The following is a 17,473-nucleotide window of genomic DNA, read 5'->3' on the forward strand; positions in this document are numbered from 1 at the left end:
GGAGCGACGGCAGAGCCGACCACGTAGGCTCGTGCTGAACGCCCAATCGGTAGGTGTTCGCAGGCGGACGACACGTACGAACAACGAGGAGCTGATCGTGATCCCCGGTGGTGGCCAGCCCAACATGCAGCAGCTGCTCCAGCAGGCCCAGAAGATGCAGCAGGATCTGGCGAACGCGCAGGAGGAGCTGGCGCGGACCGAGGTCGACGGGCAGGCGGGCGGTGGTCTGGTGAAGGCGACCGTGACGGGCGCCGGCGAACTGCGGGCCCTCAAGATCGACCCGAAGGCGGTCGACCTGGAATCCGCATCTGTCGAAGAGACGGTGGAGACCCTCGCCGACCTGGTCGTGGCGGCCGTACAGGCGGCGAACGAGAACGCGCAGCAGCTTCAGCAGCAGAAGCTGGGCCCGCTGGCCCAGGGTCTGGGCGGCGGCGGAAGCGGCATCCCGGGCCTGCCGTTCTGACGTTCGCGCCACGCGCCCCCCGTCCCGTCTTCCTCAGGTGGGCGGCGGCCAACTACGGTACGTACAGCAGGCCGGGCGGAACCGGATAAGGAAGCACCGAAGCAGCGAAGCACCGCAGCACCCAGGAAAGGCAGTCCGTTGTACGAAGGCGTGGTCCAGGACCTCATCGACGAACTGGGGCGACTCCCCGGCGTCGGTCCCAAGAGCGCGCAGCGGATCGCCTTCCACATCCTCCAGGCGGAGCCGACGGACGTACGGCGCCTCGCGCACACCCTCCTGGAAGTGAAGGCGAAGGTCCGCTTCTGTGCGACCTGCGGGAACGTGGCGCAGGAGGAGCTGTGCAACATCTGCCGCGACCCGCGCCGGGACACGACGGTCATCTGTGTCGTCGAGGAGCCCAAGGACGTCGTGGCGATCGAGCGGACGCGTGAGTTCCGGGGCAAGTACCACGTGCTGGGCGGCGCGATCAGCCCGATCGAGGGGGTGGGCCCGGACGACCTCCGTATAAGGGAACTGCTGACCCGGCTCGCGGACGGCGCGATCACGGAACTGATCCTGGCGACGGACCCGAACCTGGAGGGCGAGGCCACAGCGACCTACCTCGCCCGCATGATCAAACCCATGGGCCTCAAGGTCACCCGCCTGGCCAGCGGCCTCCCTGTGGGTGGCGACCTGGAATACGCGGACGAGGTGACCCTTGGCCGCGCCTTCGAGGGGAGACGACTTCTAGATGTCTGACGCCACGCTGCACAACACGACACAGGACCCTGACGACTTCGCGGTCCAGATCGCCGACCAGGTCGAGAGCTTCCTGGTGGCCGTCACGGAGGTGGCGAAGGGCGACGAGCCGGACTCGGCGGTGCCCTTCCTCCTCCTGGAGGTCTCCCAGCTGCTGCTCGCCGGAGGCCGTCTCGGCGCGCACGAGGACATCCTCCCGGACGAGCGCTACGAGCCCGACATGGGCCCGGAGCCGGACGTGGACGACATCCGCGAACGGCTGGCGCTGATGCTGGACCCGGTGGACGTCTACTCGGAGGTCTTCGACCCGTACGAGCCCCGCAAGGCTCCGGTCCCGGCCCGTATCTCCGACGACCTGGCCGACGTCATCGCCGACCTCCGTCACGGCATGATCCACTACCGCGCGGGCCGCACCACGGAGGCCCTGTGGTGGTGGCAGTTCTCGTACTTCTCCAACTGGGGCTCGACGGCGTCGGCGACCCTGCGCGCACTGCAGTCCCTGGTCGCCCATGTCCGACTGAACCAGCCCCTGGCGGAACTGGACGGCCTGGACACCGACCAGGAGCTCGGCGACGAGATCCTGGCCGAGGAGGCCGGCAAGGTGATGGCGGAGGAGATCGCGGAGCCGCTGGGACTGCGGACGGTCAAGTAGCGCGTCCCGTCACCTGTTGAGGACGTTCAGCACCGCTTCGGCCACCGCCTCCACCGACCGCCCCGCACCCGCGTCCACGACGCGAGCCGGGGCCAGGTCCAGAGAGGTCGGCTCGGCGCGCATGAGGGACTGGTAACGGGCGCTGCGGGCAAGGAACTTGTCCATCGGTGCCGCTCCTCGCCCGTCGCCCGCGCGTAGTTGCCGGCCCTGTGCGCCCGCTCGCGTACGACGGTGTCCTCGGCGGTGAGCCATACGGCGGCCGTGCGGGGGACGGTCAGGGCCCGACGCGGGCGGGCCGGAGGGCCGACCCCTCAAGGGCCAAGCCGCCCCGCCCGTCCGCGTGTTGGGCGATCGGCCCCTCGATCCGCGGTAGTGCTCGGCGACATGCTCCGGCACCTTCCACCCCGGCGTGCGCACACGGCCGTCCCGGATGCCGGGCCGGTCTGTCGGCCGACCGCTACGCGAACTCCAGCCGCTCCGACACGACTTGGGCGACGGCCGACTTCCCGGCGTTCGACGTGCCGCCGATCAGCACCACCCGCAGATCCTTCATCAATCCTTCATCGATCCTCATCGCCGCTACTGCGAGTCCACGATCCGGTACTCACTGGCCGTCACCGACGGCTTCCCTGACTTCGGCAGGGTGGCCAGGGCCATGCCCTGGTAGGTGTTCACCACGGTGTCGCGCTCTCGGCCGTTGAAGACCGACTCCACCTCGGTCGGGGTGATGCTGTAGTTCTCGCGGTACGCCGCCTTCAGCGCGTACTGCGAGGCGTGCGCGGTCGGCAGCACGGCCAGGGCACCGCCGTCCTTGAGGCGCAGGGCGTACACCGTGTCGAACTCGGTGGGTGTGGTGACGAACACCTTGGTCGCGTACTTCGCGTTCTTGCCGCTGTCGCGCCCGGCGTGGGTCTCGATCGCGTCCTTCGCGGCCTCGGTGGTGTGCGAGATGCCCGCCCCGGCCTTCTTGCCGCCGGTCGTGTACAGGTCCTCGTACGCCGCCGGGATCTGGTTCGGGGCGAGCGTGCCGACGCGGGTGGCGGCGTCCACGGCGGTGGCGAGGCCCGAGTCGTCGGTGGCGATCGCCGGGAGCGGGACGTCCGAGTGGACCGCCGACATCAGCTTCCAGTCGTCGTACTCCTTGCCGAAGACCAGCAGCGCCTCGTCCTTCGAGGCGCTGGACGTGGTCGTCACCGCGAACCAGTCCTTGCCGGCCGGGATCCAGTACTTCCGGCCGGTGTAGTGGAACGGCTTCCGGTAGGAGGCCTGGTCCTCCTTCGACTCGGTCTCGAAGAGGCGGTAGTCGGCCTTGCTCTGCTCGTACAGCTGCCCGCCCTCGACGGTGCCCAACAGGGCCGAGTCCTGCTGGGCGTTGGCCTGGTTGTTGACGGACTCGTAGGTGTCGAGGATCTTCGCCGCCTGCGCCTCGGTGACGGCACCCTTCGCCGCGGGGCTCACGGAGGAGCCGTCGGCACTGCCCGTCGTGCCCGCGCCGCATCCGGTGAGCGCCAGTGCGGTGGCCACCGCCGTCGTCATGCCGAGCGTGAACAGCTTCTGCCGGGACGTCATGCGGATGCTTCTCCTCTGCGGGGCGGGGCTTGCGGACCGGGCTCACCGTACTGGGGCAACTGTGCGTGTCCTGGGGAGGACCGGCGTACCGATGGTGCAACCCGCACCGCTTCGGCACGTGATCGAGCCATCGCCGTACGTGAGTTGGAGTCTTCCTTCCCGGCCCCTGTACGTCCCTTGCATGGGCGCTAACCAGCGGAAAGCGAAGCTGGAGTCACTTCCACCGCAGGAGCTGCGGAGGAGGTGAACCCCCCTCACCCGTACAGGAGTTGCGATGACCCGCAAGACCCGCATACGCGCCGCCCTCGTCACCGCCACCGCCCTTGTCACCGCAGCCACGGTGACGGTCGGGGTCAGTGCGGCGGGTGCCGAGCAGTCGAAGAAGCCCACGAAGAAGGAGATCGCCGCCCTCTTCGACGGCTGGAACAAGACCCTGCGGACCGGCGCCCCGGAGAAGGTCACCGACCGGTATGCGGACGACGCGGTGCTGCTGCCGACCGTCTCCAACAAGGTCCGCACGAATCACGCCGAGATCGAGGACTACTTCGACCACTTCCTGCTGAACAAGCCGGTCGGCAAGAAGATCAAGTCGTACATCAACATCCTGGACGCCGACTCCGCGATCGACGCCGGCTCCTACTACTTCATCCTGACCGACCCGAAGACCGGCGAGAAGAAGAGGGTCGACGCCCGCTACACGTACGAGTACGAGAAGCGGGGCGGCAAGTGGCTGATCGTCAACCACCACTCCTCGATGATGCCCGAGGGCTGATCGGCCCGGACCCTACCGGACCGGCCCCGGTCGGCCAGGTCAGCCGGTGCTCTTCTGAGTCGCCGCCCGCAGGCTGATCACCACGCTCAACCCGCCCCCGGGCGCGTCCGCCAGGGTCACCGTCCCGCCGTCGTCCGTCACCAGCTGTTTGACGACGGCGAGGCCGAGACCCGAGCCGGAGCGCCCGGTGAGGCCCTGGCCGCGCCAGAAGCGGTCGAAGGCGCGGGACTTCTCGGCGTCCGACATACCCGGACCCCCGTCCGCGACCGTCAACTCCATCTCGTCGCCCCGGGGTTGTGCCCGTACGGTGATCGTCCCGCCGTCCGGTGAGACCTCCAGGGCGTTCGACAGCACGTTGTCCAGCACCTGGTCCAGATGACCGGGGCTGGCCAGCACAAGCAGCCGGCCGTCGGCACCCACACTCCCCCTGAGCGCGATGGTGACTCCGCGCTCGTCGGCGGCCGGCCTCCACACCGACAGGCGTTCGTCGACGATGTCCCTGAGGGACAGCGGCTCCACCGCCGTGACCTTCGCCTCGGCCCGGGCCAGCACCAGCAGCCCGTTGACCAGACGGCTCATCCGGACCACCTCGGCGGTCGCCTGTTCCACGTCCTCCCGTACGAACTCGTCGTCGGTGCCGTCCGCGATGTTGTCCAGCGACAGGCGCAACGCCGTGAGAGGGGTACGGAGTTGGTGCGAGGCGTCCGCCACGAAGATCCGCTGCGAGGCGACCAACGTGTCCAGGCGTTCCGCACCCTGGTTGAGGGTGCGGGCCAGCGTCTGGGTCTCCGGCGGGCCCGTCACCGGCGAGCGGGCGGTCAGGTCGCCGTCGCTGAACTTGCTTGCCATACCGTTGAGTTCGCGGAGCGGAGCGGTGATACGGCGGGCGGCGTACGCGCCGATCGCGGCTGCCGCCGCCAGCACCAGTACGGCGAGCCCGGCGCGGAAGCCCCAGATCTGCCACAGCCGCTTCGTCATGTCCGAGGTCGAGTAGACGATCCGTACGGCCGCGTCGTCCTCGGCGGGGACGGTGACCGTGAGGTGCTTGCCCCAGACGAAGTGCGAACCCCAGTCGGTCGTCTCCCGGTTGTCCCGCACGGCCCGTGTCAGTGCCGGGTCCGCGACGGGCTCCGGCAGGTCGGGGTCGCAGCGGCTGGTCGATGTCACCTGGACGGTGTCGGGGGTCTTGGCGTCGTACGCCCTGGCCACCTTGGTCAGGGCCTCGCACGACGTGCTGTCGCCGTTGCCCAGCAGCAGCGCCATGGTTCTGGCCTCGCGCAGGACGGAGTCCCTGGTGTCGTCCCGCAGTTGGTCGGTGAGCGTGAACGCCACCGGCACCGTGAACAGCAGGATGGCGACCGCGACGAGCAGGATGTAGCTCCGGATGAGCTGACGGTTCATGAGGCGCCCGAGCCCTCGTCGCCGCCCTCGTCCTCACCCTTGCCGTTCCTGTCGTGTTCGGCGTCCTTGACGAGCTCGTCCTTGACGATCTCCAGCCGGAAGCCGACGCCCCGTACCGCCTCGATCGCGATCGCGCCCGTCAACTTCCGCCGCAGCGCCGCCACATGAACGTCGAGCGTCTTCGTCGGCCCGAACCAGTTGGCGTCCCAGACCGCCTCCATGATCTGCTCGCGCGACATCAGCGCGCCCGGCTCCTCGGTCAGGAAGGCCAGCAGGTCGTACTCCTTGGGGGCGAGGGCGATCTCCTCGCCGTCCAGGCGGACGCGGGCGGCCTTGCGGTCGATCGTCAGGCGGGTGCCGTACCGGTCGGGGCCGGCCTCGGCGGCCCGGTCGCGCGGCTGGACGCGCCTCATCACCGCTCTTATGCGCGCGATGACCTCTCGTACGCCGAAGGGCTTGGAGACGTAGTCGTCCGCGCCGAGTTCCAGGCCGACCACCCGGTCCGTCTCGTCGCTGCGGGCGCTGATGACGATGATCGGGACGTCACCGCGTTCGCGCAGCGCCCTGCAGACGTCCAGGCCGTCGGTGTCGGGCAGGCCGAGGTCGAGCAGGACGACGTCGTACGGCTCGGTGTGGCTGAGCGCCGCCCCGCCCGTGGACACCCACGCCACCTCGAAGCCGTAGCGCAGCAGGCCGCGACGGAGTGACTGGGCCACCGGTTCATCGTCTTCCACCAGGAGTACGCGCACAGCCGAACCTTAGTCCTTGAAACTTAATTCACGCTGGTCACGCGTATTCCACGGTGAGGTGGGCATGTGCCGTCCGGAGCGGCCGAAGATCGTTGCGGTGGGCGGGACATCTCACCATGCGATACCCCGAAGGGGGAATTCGGCCGCTCGTTAGACTGAGCCGACCGCAGACGGACTGAGCGAGGAGCGCACGTGGGCCTTGTCGTGCAGAAGTACGGAGGCTCATCCGTAGCCGATGCCGAGGGCATCAAGCGCGTCGCCAAGCGAATCGTGGAAGCGAAGAAGAACGGCCACCAGGTGGTCGTCGTCGTTTCCGCGATGGGCGACACGACGGACGAGCTGATCGATCTCGCCGAACAGGTGTCTCCGATGCCTGCCGGGCGTGAGTTCGACATGCTGCTGACCGCCGGAGAGCGGATCTCCATGGCCCTGCTGGCCATGGCGATCAAGAACCTGGGTCACGAGGCCCAGTCGTTCACCGGCAGCCAGGCAGGCGTCATCACCGACTCGGTCCACAACAAAGCCCGGATCATCGACGTCACTCCGGGGCGCATCCGGACCGCGCTGGACGAGGGCAACATCGCCATCGTCGCCGGGTTCCAGGGCGTCAGCCAGGACAAGAAGGACATCACCACGCTGGGGCGCGGCGGGTCGGACACCACCGCCGTCGCACTGGCCGCCGCCCTCGACGCCGAGGTGTGCGAGATCTACACCGACGTCGACGGTGTGTTCACCGCCGACCCGCGCGTGGTGAAGAAGGCCCGGAAGATCGACTGGATCTCCTCCGAGGACATGCTGGAGCTGGCCGCGTCCGGCTCCAAGGTGCTGCTCCACCGGTGTGTGGAGTACGCCCGTCGCTATGACATCCCGATCCACGTGCGCTCGTCCTTCTCCGGACTGCCGGGCACCTGGGTCAGCAACGAGAAGCCCGAGTCGCAAGGGGACCAGCAGGTGGAGCACGCCATCATCTCCGGAGTCGCCCACGACGTCTCCGAAGCCAAGATCACGGTCGTCGGCGTCCCGGACAAGCCGGGCGAGGCCGCGGTGATCTTCCGCGCGATCGCGGACGCGGAGATCAACATCGACATGATCGTGCAGAACGTGTCGGCGGCGGCGACCGGCCTCACGGACATCTCCTTCACGCTCCCCAAGTCCGAGGGCCGCAAGGCCATCGACGCCCTGGAGAAGTCGAGGGGCGCGATCGGCTTCGAATCGCTGCGCTACGACGACCAGATCGGCAAGATCTCGCTGGTCGGCGCGGGGATGAAGACCAACCCCGGGGTGACCGCGTCCTTCTTCCAGGCGCTGTCCGACGCGGGCGTGAACATCGAGCTCATCTCGACCTCCGAGATCCGCATCTCGGTCGTCACCCGCCAGGACGACGTCCCCGAGGCGGTCCGCGCCGTGCACACGGCCTTCGGCCTCGACTCCGACAGCGACGAAGCCGTCGTCTACGGAGGCACCGGCCGCTGATGGCTCCGCCCGGATCGAGGGCGGCCGGGTCGACCGAGGCCGCATTGACCGCCGTGCCCCGGAGGGTCGCAGCGTCGGGATCGGCGGTGTCACAGTCGGCTGTGGCCGGGTCGACCGTCACCGGGTCGACCCCCGTGCCCCGATCGGCCGCCGCGATGGGGTCGGCGGGTCCTCGGCCGGCCGTGTCCCGGTCCGGTGCGCGGCCCACGCTCGCGGTGGTGGGGGCGACCGGTGCCGTCGGTGCCGTCATGCTGCGGATCCTGTCCCACCGTGCGGACGTCTGGGGCGAGATCCGTCTCGTCGCCTCGCCGCGTTCGGCCGGCCGCAAGCTGGCCGTGCGCGGGGAAGAGGTCGAGGTGGTGGCGCTGTCGGAGGAGGCCTTCGACGGCGTCGACGTCGCCATGTTCGACGTACCCGACGACATCGCCGAGCGGTGGGCGCCGATCGCCGCCGCCAAGGGCGTCGTCGTGATCGACAACTCGGGCGCCTTCCGGCTGGACCCGGAGGTGCCCCTCGTCGTCCCCGAGGTCAATGCGCACGCGGTACGGCAGCGCCCTCGCGGGATCATCGCCAGCCCGCACTGCACGACCCTGTCGATGATCGTCGCCCTGGGCGCGCTGCACGCCGAGTACGGCCTGCGCGAGCTGGTGGTCTCCACGTACCAGGCGGTGAGCGGGGCGGGCCGGGCCGGCGTGGACACCCTGCGCCGGCAGCTGTCCCTGGTCGCCGGTACGGAACTGGGGACCAACCCCGGAGACGTACGGCGGGCCGTGGGCGAGGGGACGGGGCCGTTCCCGGAGCCGGTCGCGCTGAACGTCGTACCGTGGGCCGGTTCGGTCCGGGCGGACGGCTGGTCGTCGGACGAGATGCAACTGCGGGACGAGACCCGCAAGATCCTCGGGCTGGCCAAGCTCCCCGTGGCCGTGACCTGCGTACGCGTGCCGGTCGTCACCGCGCACGCGCTGACCGTCCACGCCCGCTTCCAGGGGGAGGTCACCGTCGCCGGAGCCCGGGAGATCATCGCCACCGCGCCCGGAGTCGTGCTGTTCGACAACCCCGAGGCGGGCGAGTTCCCGACCCCGGTGGACGTGGTCGGTACCGACCCGACCTGGGTCGGCAGGGTCCGGCGGTCGCTGGACGACCCGACCGCGCTGGAGCTGTTCGTGTGCGGGGACAACCTGCGCAAGGGCGCCGCGCTCAACACGGCGCAGATCGCCGAGCTGGTGGCGGCCGAGCGGGCCTGACGGTGTCCTGACCCTTCCCTGACCACACCCTGGCCGTGCCCTGACCCTGGCCTGACCTGCGGGTGACCCTCTGTTCCGAGTCGTCGCGATCTGCCGATCTTGTCGGAAATCACTCCGGTGATGACAGAAAACGTTTGTAGGATTCACGTGAGTTCGGCAAGTTCGGCGTGAACAGAGGATTTTGCTCCCCGCCCTCCGCAACCACGCGGACGGCGGGGAGCGTCTTTGCGGTCGCCCTTCCGGGGCGTGGGACGCCGTGACCATGCGCGGGACGCGCGGTGACCATGGATTTAGGGGAAGAGCGGGACGCATGAGGGTGGCTGTGTCGGATGACGCAAAAGTGATGCCGGATGCGTACAACCTTGACGGGGGGAGGCGTGTCCAACATGCGTGGCAGAGGTACTGGACTTCAGAGCGGCGACGCGCGGCACAGCCCTGCGTCCGCCCCGCCGACCCCGCGTGCCCGGTGCGTCCGGTGGCATGCCGGTGATCGCGCCGATGCCCGCAGCGCGGCCGGCCCGCATACCCAACCAGCGCGAGGGCGTTGACGAGAGCGCGGTGGCCGGGACGACGGTCGATCACCTGACCGAGACGTACCGTGCCCACTACCGCTCACTCCTCGGCCTCGCCGCGCTGCTCCTCGACGACACCGCGTCCTGCGAGGACGTCGTCCAGGAGGCGTTCATACGGGTCCACTCGGCCCGCAAGCGCGTCCGTGACCCGGAGAAGACGCTCGCCTATCTGCGCCAGACGGTGGTGAACCTCTCCCGCTCCGCGCTGCGCCGCCGCATCCTCGGCCTCAAGCTCCTCTCCAAGCCGATGCCGGACATGGCGAGCGCGGAGGAGGGGGCGTACGACCTGCTGGAGCGCGACTCCCTCATCAAGGCGATGAAGGGCCTGCAGCGCCGCCAGCGCGAGGTCCTCGTCCTGCGCTACTTCTCGGACATGACGGAGGCCCAGGTCGCCGAGACGCTGGGCATATCGCTCGGCTCGGTGAAGGCGTACGGCTCGCGGGGGATCGCCGCGCTGCGCATCGCCATGGAGGAACCGGCATGAGCGGCGATCAGGGTCAGGGACAGGGCCAGGGCCAGGGAAAAGACCGGGAGAAGGACCAGCCGCAGGGGCCCGAGGGGCATGAAGGGCCCGAGGCCGGGGGGACGGGACCCGGGGTACCGGGCTCGGAGGACGCCGGGCGTGAAGGGCACGAGGGCGTCGGCTCAGGGAGCGCCGGTTTCCGGACCGAGGAGTTCCAGGCCGGTAGGCTTCCTGTCAAAGGGGCCCGAACCAACGGGAGTTGGCCGGCCGGAGTCCACGGACCAGGCCGCCACGAGCAAGAGCACAAGCAATCGCACGCTGGGAACGGAACTGTGAATCACGGCCCCGACGACGAGAGCCTGGACGGGCTCGGCGCGGAAGAGCTGGCACTGCGCACGATGCTGCACGAGGCAGTGGGCGGAATCCAGCCAACCGACGCCGTGCTGGAACATCTTCGGCGCGCGGTGCCCGCCCGACGGGCCCGCAAGCGGCACGCGGCCATCGGCATGGCCGCCGCGGCGCTCTTCATCGGCACGGCCGTCCCGGCCCTGCTGCACGTCTCCAATGTCACCGGCTCCGAGGCCGATCCCTCCGTCATCGCGGGTCACGGCTCGCAGACCGGCGGGGACAAGGACAACGGCAAGGGCCCGGACGGCGGCGAGAGCACCTCCGGGGGCGGCTCGGACACGGTCAAGGACAAGCCGTCGAGCAGCCCCACGGGCGGTACGACCAACCCGGACAAGGGCAGCGGCAGCGGCGGCACGACCGGCGGCGCCGATCCGACGTACAGCCCCGCGATGGCGCCCGCCTGCGACGCGACCCAGCTGGGCTCGGCCACCGGTTCGGTCGGCGACCCCGACGCCAGCGGCACGGTCTACGGCACGTTCCGGGTCGTCAACGTCTCCAGCGCCAGTTGTGCGGTCGGCGGCAGCGGCTCCGTGTCACCGCTCGCGCAGGGCGCGGCGGACCCGTCGAAGGTGGGCGTCGCCGACCATGCGGCGGGGGACGCGGCCGGAGGCCTGCCCGACCCGTCCGCCTCGGTCAGCGGACTGGTGCTGGCGCCGGGTGCGGCGTACACGGTGCAGTTCGCCTGGGTGCCCTCGGAGACGTGCCCCACGACCGGCGGCACCACCGACGGCGGCACCACGGGCGGTTCCACGGAGTCGCCGACGCCCACACCGAGCGCGAGCCCCGACTCGGCAGGGACCACCTCCGCCGGCGGCGAAACGGGCACCACGCCCCAGCTGGTCACGGAGGACGGCACGCCGGCCGACGGCAGCGTGGCGGTGTCCTACACGGCGGAGGCCGGCTCGCCCACGGTGACGACGACGGTGGCGAACGCGTGCGCGGGCACGGTGTACAGGACCGGGGTCATGGCGGAGACGACGTAGTACAGGCGGTGCAGGGAGTACGGCCAGGACGGGAAGTACCGGAGGCCGGCAGAAACGGCAGGACTCACTCAGCCGGTGGTCAGGCGGTGGCGCCTTCCCGGGAGGGTTCCGCCGTGGGTGTTTCCTCGGGCGGCGTGAGCCCCAGCTCCGCGTCCCGCGCGAACTCCGCCTCGCGGCGCACCAGCCTGAACCACATGAAGACGACGAATCCCGCGAAGACGAACCACTCGCCGGTGTAGCCGAGATTCTGGAACGCCTTCAGATCGAGCCCGGTGTTCGCGGGCGCGGTCGCCGGTACGGCCTTCATCCCGGAGTCGCCCTTGTCGAGGGTGACCCAGGCGTCGTACAGGTCGTACGGCACGAGGTTCACCAGCGAGGCCGCGCTGATCGCGCCGGTCTGCCCGGCCGGGAGACCACCCGCCGCGCTCACGCCGTTGGACCCCGGGGTCTCGGACGCCTGGAGCGCACCGGTGACGGTGACCTCCCCGGCGGGCGGGGCGGGGGCCTTCGCGGGGTCGGCGGTACCGGGCAGCCAGCCGCGCACCACGGGCAGTGCCTTGCCCGCGTCGGTCCGCAGCAGGGTCAGGACGTAGTAGCCGTCGCGGTCGTCGAGCTGCCGGTCCGGGACGAGCAACTGCTTGCCGTACCTCCCGGTGACGGTGACGCGGTCCCCGGAGGTCTTCTTGTCGACGGGCAGCAGCTCGGCGAGCGGTCGGGCGGCCTCCCCCTTCTCGGCGGAGACCTCCTCGGTGGCGGCCTGGTGGTCCTGCACCCGGTCCTCGAACCGGCTCAGCTGCCACGACCCCATGAACACGCAGAAGGGGATGGCGAGCAGCACGAAGACGTTGATCCCCCACCAACGGGGCGTCAGCAGAAACCGGTACACGCCTTCAACGGTACGGTGCGGCCCTCGGTGCCGGGTTCGCGGGGTCGGCCGGGTCGGTCAGTACCGTTCCGTCAGCTCTCTCAGGTGGTTCCGGCTCGCCGGGGGCTCGTAGGGCTCGGGCCAGAAGTCGGTCATCGTGGCTATGTTCCCCTTCTCGTCCCCGGTGAAGAAGGAAAGGGCGTGCATCTCCTCCGCCCCCTCGAACCCCACGCTGAAGCGGAGCCAGGTGACGACCTGCCCCGGTTCGGCGACCACGCGCTCCATGCGCAGATGCCAGTCGCTCGGATACTCCCGGTTGAACCGGACGAACCGCTCCTTGCCGCTGATCCGCTCCCGGGTCTGGGGCAGCGTGTAGACGACGTCGTCGGCGAGGGTGTCGGCGAACGCGTCCCAGTCCCGGGCCTCGGCGGTGGCCCAGAACCGCTCGACGGTCTCGCGCAGATCGGTCGTACGGGTGGTGTCGGTCATGGGGCAGAGTCTCCACCCGGCCACTGACAATCGGCTCTGACCTGTGGATACGCCCGATCTCTCGCGAAGTTTTCCACAGGCTGGGGACCTCGGCGGCGCATTGTCGTCGTGGGCGGGCAGTATGGGGCCATGACTGAGAGCAACGGGTCCACGCCGAACACGAATACGCCGGACACGACCACGGCGGACACGACCACGCCGGACTGGGAGAAGCGCTTCCGGGCGCCGCGCGTCTCCCTCCCCGACTGGGCGGAGGACGCCCCCGACCGGTCCCTGTTCGTGTCCAACGCGACGGGGACGTACGAGCTGTACGCCTGGGACCGTGCCTCGGGCGAGCAGCGCCAGGTGACGAACCGGCCGAACGGCACGACGGACGGCGTGCTGTCGCCCGACGGCGAGTGGATCTGGTGGTTCGACGACAAGGACGGCGACGAGTTCGGCGTGTGGCGCCGGCAGCCGTTCGCGGGCGGGGAGGACGGGACCGAGGACGAGTTCGCGACTCCTGGTCTGGAGGCCTCCTACCCGGCGGGGCTGGCGCTGGGCCGGGACGGTCGTACGGCGGTCGTGGGGCGTTCGACGGACGAGGAGGGTACGACGATCCACCTGGCGGTGGCCGGCGGGCCCCCGGTGGTGATCTACCGGCACCGCGAGTCGGCGGGCGTCGGTGACCTCTCGCACGACGGTTCGCTGATCGCGATCGAGCACACGGAGCACGGCGACGCGATGCACTCGGCGCTGCGCGTCCTGCGCCCGGACGGTACGACGGTCGCCGAACTCGACGACACCAAGGGCGGCGCGCAGGAACTCGGTCTGGAGGTGCTGGGCTTCGCGCCCGTCGCGGGGGACACGCGGCTGCTTGTCGGGCATCAGCGCCGGGGCCGGTGGGAGCCGCTGGTGTGGGACGTGGTGAGCGGGGAGGAGTCGGACCTCGGCCTCGGCCTGCCGGGTGACGTGAGCGCGGAGTGGTATCCGGACGGTTCGGGACTCCTGATCGCCCACGGCTTCGAGGCGCGCAGTGAGCTGTTCCGCTACGACCTGGGGTCGCGCGAGCTGGTGAAGGTGCCCACGCCCGCCGGTACGGTCTCGGGCGCGACGGCCCGGCCCGACGGCAGCGTGGAGTACCTGTGGTCGTCGTCGGCGCAGCCGTCGTCGGTGCGCTCGACGACGGGAGCGGTGGTCCTGGACCCGCCCGGGCTGAGGTCACCGGGTTCGGTACCGGTGGAGGACGTGTGGGTGGAGGGGCCGGGGGGCCGTATCCACGCCCTGGTCCAGCGGCCGGCGGGGGTGGAGGGCCCGCTCCCGACGGTCTTCGACATCCACGGTGGGCCCACCTGGCACGACAGCGACGCGTTCGCTGCGGGACCGGCGGCCTGGGTCGACCACGGGTACGCGGTGGTGCGGGTCAACTACCGGGGTTCCACCGGGTACGGGCGTGAGTGGACGGACGCCCTCAAGCACCGGGTGGGTCTGATCGAGCTGGAGGACATCGCGGCGGTACGGGAATGGGCGGTGGGTTCGGGCCTCGCGGACCCCGACCGGCTGATCCTGACCGGCGGTTCCTGGGGCGGCTACCTGACGCTTCTCGGCCTCGGCGTCCAGCCCGACGCGTGGGCACTGGGCCTCGCGGCGGTGCCGGTCGCGGACTACGTCACGGCGTACCACGACGAGATGGAAGCGCTGAAGGCGATGGACCGCACACTGCTGGGCGGTACGCCGGAGGAGGTTCCGGAACGGTTCGAGGCGTCGTCGCCGCTGACGTACGTCGACGCGGTGAGAGCGCCGGTGTACATCTCGGCCGGGGTGAACGACCCGCGCTGTCCGATCCGCCAGATCGACAACTACGTGAAGCGGCTGGAGGCGCGGGGCGCGGTGCACGAGGTGTACCGCTACGACGCGGGCCACGGATCCCTGGTGGTGGACGAGCGGATCAAGCAGGTGCGGCTGGAACTGGAGTTCGTGGAGCGGCATTTGGGGGTGTGAGAGCGGTCTGGGGCGGGTGCTGCCCGCCCGCCCCCCGTCTCCGTCCGTTTGCCTGGAGCCCTCGAAAACTGCTTTCCAACTGCTTTCCAACTGCTTTCCGCGAGGCGGGGCTGCGGCGAGTCGAAGAAGTCGAGCAGGTCCCGCTCTGTGCTGACGACGACCTTGACGAAGCGGTGGGTGCCCTCCGTGGAGGAACTTCAGACGCTGACGCTCATGCTGAAGGGGCACCTGGCGCTCGTCATCCCCGAGGTAGGGCGGGCTGCCTCAGCACGGCGCCGTGACGACACCCTCACCCGCGCGGACGCTCGGATGGCCATCTCCGAGACGTGCAGGAAGCTGCGTATCGAGCCGAGCGCTGGCCTGAGTGCGCACCTCGCGTACGCGCGCCGTCTGTCCCGTTCTCTGAACGCGTTGTGCGATCACTACGAGAAGCTGTGCGGCACCCATCCGGAGTCCGGCCGATGAGCGCAAGATTCGCAGACGATCCGAGCTGTCCGCCGAGTGCCCGGTCGCGAAACATCCGGACCCCATCGACAGGCACGGCAGGCGCCGCCAGGCCCGAGGAACCTACACCCCCGCCCGTTCCCCCCGTCGCCTCCCCAGCAGCTCCGCCAGCCCCCGCCGGGTCGCGGCCAGGACCACCCGGTCCTCCGCCCGCAGAACGTACGTCGCCGGCAGGTCCCACACCAGCCCCGACGGACGTCCGTCCGCACCGACGGCACCTGCCCCCGTGTCCAGCGCCAGCACCCGCCAGGCCCCCGCCCGAAACGCCTCCCCGACCGTCCGCCCTTCCAACTGCGCATGCCCGCTCACCCGCATCGCCGCGAACAGCAGCACCCGCCGCTCGACGGGAATCGTGCCCAGGATCTGCGTCTGACGCCCCATCATCGCCCCGGCGAACGCGGGCGCCGCCAGGTGCGACACGCTCCGGCTGCGGGTGGTCGCGCCGGGGTGCGCCGCCCGCAGGGTGCGGTACACGGCGGTGGCGAAGTCGTCGTCGTACAGACGCAGGACGACACGCAGGTCGGGCCGTACGGAACGCCCGTACAGCACCGCCTCCAGGTTCGTCGTGTCGGCGCTGGTGAGGGCGAGGAGGGCCTCCGCCCTGTTGATCTTCGCCGCCTCCAGGACGCCCTCCTGGGTCACATCGCCCAGCACCACAGGCACCCGCAGCCGCCGCGCCGTGGCGAGCCCGCGTGCCTCCGGATCCGCCTCGACGCACACCACCGGGATGTTCAGTTCGCGCAGCCGGGTCAGCACCCGGGTACCGATCTTGCCGAGCCCGAGCAGCACCACATGCCCGCTCAGCCCACGCGGCGGCTTCCGTACCGCGGATCCGCTGCGGAACGTACCGAGCGCCTCAAGGACGGCGGCCAGCAGCACCGGCAGCAGCAGCAACCCGACCAGCCCGGACAGGAGTTGGAGGATCTGGCGGGCCACGGAGTCCCCCCGTGCCGGATCGTTGATCGCGAAGAGGTCGAGCAGGGTCACGTAGGTCGCGCGGAGGGGGTGGTCGCCCGTCGCGATCGACAGCGCGACGGCGAGGGCGATCACGCAGCCGAGCATCCCGGCCAGCGACCACCGCAGTCGCCGCGAGAAGAGCGAGGCGAACGGCGACACCACGCCCCACCCCCGCCCGCCCGACATCGACGTCCCGGAGTACGCGTACGACACCTGCTGGAGCACGACCGTCGCGCGCCCGGTCGCCGCCGCCACCGCCGCCTCGTCGGGGAGCAGCCGGGGGCCCTGGTCGCCGCTGCTGTCGGAGCCGTCCGCGCCGGCCGGGTCGCTGCTCGTGGCGGAGAGCAGGGCGAGGGTGTACAGGCCGGGGTCGGCGACCTCACCCGGCGCCGGTGGCAGTCGTTCCACCGCGCGCAGCAGCAGCCCGGCGGTCTGAACGACCTTGCTGGTACCGGTGATCGCGGTGGCGGCGAGTGCCGGGGCGGCCGTGTCAGTGTCGGACAGGACGGTGGTGGACGCGTCGGAGCGGCTGTCCGGATAGCCGCTGCCGCCGTCGCTGCCGTCGCTGCCGTCACCAGTGCTGTCGGCCGCTGCCGCCAACGCCGAGGCCTGGTCGAGGAGTTCCCCGATGTGCTGGCCCAACCGCCGGTTGTAGAGCCGGAGTACGAGCTGCAGTCGTGGGTTGAGGCGGCGGGCGGTGAGTGCGGCGCGGATGTTGGTCTCGTCGTCGTCGTACACGAGCGCCAGGGCGGCGGCCCGCTCCGCACCCGCCGCGGCGAGCACGGCCTCGGTCAGCTCGACAGCCTCTAACACCCCTTCGTGCGGCCCGGGTTCACCGCCACTGCTCCCGCCGGTGGTCCCGTTTCCCGCTGCCCGGTTGACGGCCGCGGTCATCCGGTCGAGCAGCGCCGAAGCGGTTCCGGCGGCCCGGACGACCACCGGGGGCCGGACGTTGCGCTCCGAGGGCGGGACGACGAGGGTGACCTCCTCGCCGTACACGTTGCGGAGTTCGTGGGCCAGCCGGTGCGCGAGCCCGTCGTCGCCGCACACGATCATGTGCGCGGCCGGATCACCCGTACTCGGACCGTTCGGACCGTTCGGCCCGCTCTGACTCGGAAGGTTCCCCAGGATCGCCACGAGGGGAAAGACTGCCTCACCGGGACGCGTGGTTGCAGGCCGGGGCCACCGATA

Annotated in this window: 17 protein-coding genes; 10 read left to right on the forward strand and 7 right to left on the reverse strand. The window is 70.4% G+C overall.

What is annotated here, in order from left to right; genetic code table 11:
- The first annotated feature begins 97 nt into the window (after window positions 1-97).
- The 3 genes from IEY89_RS16120 to IEY89_RS16130 all read left to right on the forward strand — a co-directional run bounded on the left by IEY89_RS16120 (window position 98) and on the right by IEY89_RS16130 (window position 1,853).
- Entirely contained in the window at window positions 98-463 is a 366-nt protein-coding gene (locus tag IEY89_RS16120; RefSeq protein WP_189148079.1) for a YbaB/EbfC family nucleoid-associated protein, read from the forward strand.
- Between the two features lie 138 nt (window positions 464-601).
- On the forward strand, window positions 602-1,201 hold the full coding sequence (recR, locus tag IEY89_RS16125; RefSeq protein ID WP_189148080.1) for a recombination mediator RecR: 600 nt from the start codon (window positions 602-604) through the stop codon (window positions 1,199-1,201).
- The gene (locus IEY89_RS16130; RefSeq protein ID WP_189148081.1) at window positions 1,194-1,853 is read left to right on the forward strand and encodes a DUF5063 domain-containing protein; all 660 of its coding nucleotides are present in this window, start codon (window positions 1,194-1,196) and stop codon (window positions 1,851-1,853) included. The genes recR and IEY89_RS16130 overlap by 8 nt, the downstream gene beginning before the upstream one ends.
- Window positions 1,854-1,862: 9 nt before the next feature.
- On the opposite strand, the gene IEY89_RS41665 is transcribed toward IEY89_RS16130, so the two are convergent.
- Both IEY89_RS41665 and IEY89_RS16140 read right to left on the reverse strand, forming a co-directional pair.
- A complete protein-coding gene (locus IEY89_RS41665) occupies window positions 1,863-2,018 on the reverse strand; it encodes a hypothetical protein (protein ID WP_308437440.1) in 156 nt (51 codons plus the stop codon).
- Window positions 2,019-2,432: 414 nt separating this feature from the next.
- Complete coding sequence (locus IEY89_RS16140; protein WP_189148082.1) at window positions 2,433-3,422, reverse strand: DUF8094 domain-containing protein; 990 nt, start codon at window positions 3,420-3,422, stop codon at window positions 2,433-2,435.
- A gap of 274 nt (window positions 3,423-3,696) precedes the next feature.
- Here IEY89_RS16140 and IEY89_RS16145 point away from each other — a divergent pair, with 274 nt between their 5' ends.
- Window positions 3,697-4,194, forward strand: a complete 498-nt coding sequence (locus IEY89_RS16145; RefSeq protein WP_189148083.1) for an SgcJ/EcaC family oxidoreductase — start codon at window positions 3,697-3,699, stop codon at window positions 4,192-4,194.
- 39 nt (window positions 4,195-4,233) lie between these two features.
- Here IEY89_RS16145 and IEY89_RS16150 read toward each other — a convergent pair whose 3' ends face one another.
- Both IEY89_RS16150 and IEY89_RS16155 read right to left on the reverse strand, forming a co-directional pair.
- A complete protein-coding gene (locus IEY89_RS16150) occupies window positions 4,234-5,595 on the reverse strand; it encodes a sensor histidine kinase (RefSeq protein ID WP_189148084.1) in 1,362 nt (453 codons plus the stop codon).
- Entirely contained in the window at window positions 5,592-6,344 is a 753-nt protein-coding gene (locus IEY89_RS16155) for a response regulator transcription factor (protein ID WP_189148085.1), read from the reverse strand. The genes IEY89_RS16150 and IEY89_RS16155 overlap by 4 nt, the downstream gene beginning before the upstream one ends.
- Before the next feature lie 192 nt (window positions 6,345-6,536).
- Here IEY89_RS16155 and IEY89_RS16160 point away from each other — a divergent pair, with 192 nt between their 5' ends.
- The 4 genes from IEY89_RS16160 (at window position 6,537) to IEY89_RS16175 (ending at window position 11,487) form a co-directional block, all read left to right on the forward strand.
- Window positions 6,537-7,817 (forward strand): aspartate kinase, encoded by a 1,281-nt coding sequence (locus IEY89_RS16160; protein ID WP_189148086.1) that lies wholly within the window; start codon window positions 6,537-6,539, stop codon window positions 7,815-7,817.
- Window positions 7,818-7,972: 155 nt separating this feature from the next.
- Window positions 7,973-9,061 carry an aspartate-semialdehyde dehydrogenase gene (locus IEY89_RS16165; protein ID WP_189148206.1) on the forward strand — a complete coding sequence of 363 codons (1,089 nt, stop codon included), beginning with the start codon at window positions 7,973-7,975 and terminating at the stop codon, window positions 9,059-9,061.
- Window positions 9,062-9,451: 390 nt separating this feature from the next.
- Window positions 9,452-10,117, forward strand: coding sequence for a SigE family RNA polymerase sigma factor (locus IEY89_RS16170; RefSeq protein WP_189148087.1), 666 nt, complete (start codon window positions 9,452-9,454; stop codon window positions 10,115-10,117).
- A 311-nt stretch (window positions 10,118-10,428) separates the two neighbouring features.
- Window positions 10,429-11,487, forward strand: a complete 1,059-nt coding sequence (locus tag IEY89_RS16175; RefSeq protein WP_189148088.1) for a hypothetical protein — start codon at window positions 10,429-10,431, stop codon at window positions 11,485-11,487.
- A 79-nt stretch (window positions 11,488-11,566) separates the two neighbouring features.
- Here the strand turns inward: IEY89_RS16175 and IEY89_RS16180 are convergent, their stop codons facing one another.
- Together IEY89_RS16180 and IEY89_RS16185 are read right to left on the reverse strand one after the other, a co-directional pair.
- Window positions 11,567-12,373, reverse strand: coding sequence for an SURF1 family protein (locus IEY89_RS16180; RefSeq protein WP_189148089.1), 807 nt, complete (start codon window positions 12,371-12,373; stop codon window positions 11,567-11,569).
- Window positions 12,374-12,430: 57 nt separating this feature from the next.
- Window positions 12,431-12,841 carry a nuclear transport factor 2 family protein gene (locus tag IEY89_RS16185; protein WP_189148090.1) on the reverse strand — a complete coding sequence of 137 codons (411 nt, stop codon included), beginning with the start codon at window positions 12,839-12,841 and terminating at the stop codon, window positions 12,431-12,433.
- A 129-nt stretch (window positions 12,842-12,970) separates the two neighbouring features.
- Between IEY89_RS16185 and IEY89_RS16190 the strand changes: the two genes are divergently transcribed.
- Window positions 12,971-14,821: a S9 family peptidase gene (locus tag IEY89_RS16190; RefSeq protein ID WP_189148091.1), complete on the forward strand. Its 1,851-nt coding sequence runs from the start codon at window positions 12,971-12,973 to the stop codon at window positions 14,819-14,821.
- A gap of 147 nt (window positions 14,822-14,968) precedes the next feature.
- Entirely contained in the window at window positions 14,969-15,286 is a 318-nt protein-coding gene (locus IEY89_RS16195) for a DUF6415 family natural product biosynthesis protein (RefSeq protein ID WP_189148092.1), read from the forward strand.
- 102 nt (window positions 15,287-15,388) lie between these two features.
- On the opposite strand, the gene IEY89_RS16200 is transcribed toward IEY89_RS16195, so the two are convergent.
- Complete coding sequence (locus IEY89_RS16200) at window positions 15,389-17,338, reverse strand: potassium channel family protein (RefSeq protein ID WP_189148207.1); 1,950 nt, start codon at window positions 17,336-17,338, stop codon at window positions 15,389-15,391.
- Window positions 17,339-17,473: the final 135 nt, after the last annotated feature.

Source organism: Streptomyces lacrimifluminis, assembly GCF_014646095.1.
GTDB classification, from domain to species: domain Bacteria; phylum Actinomycetota; class Actinomycetes; order Streptomycetales; family Streptomycetaceae; genus Streptomyces; species Streptomyces lacrimifluminis.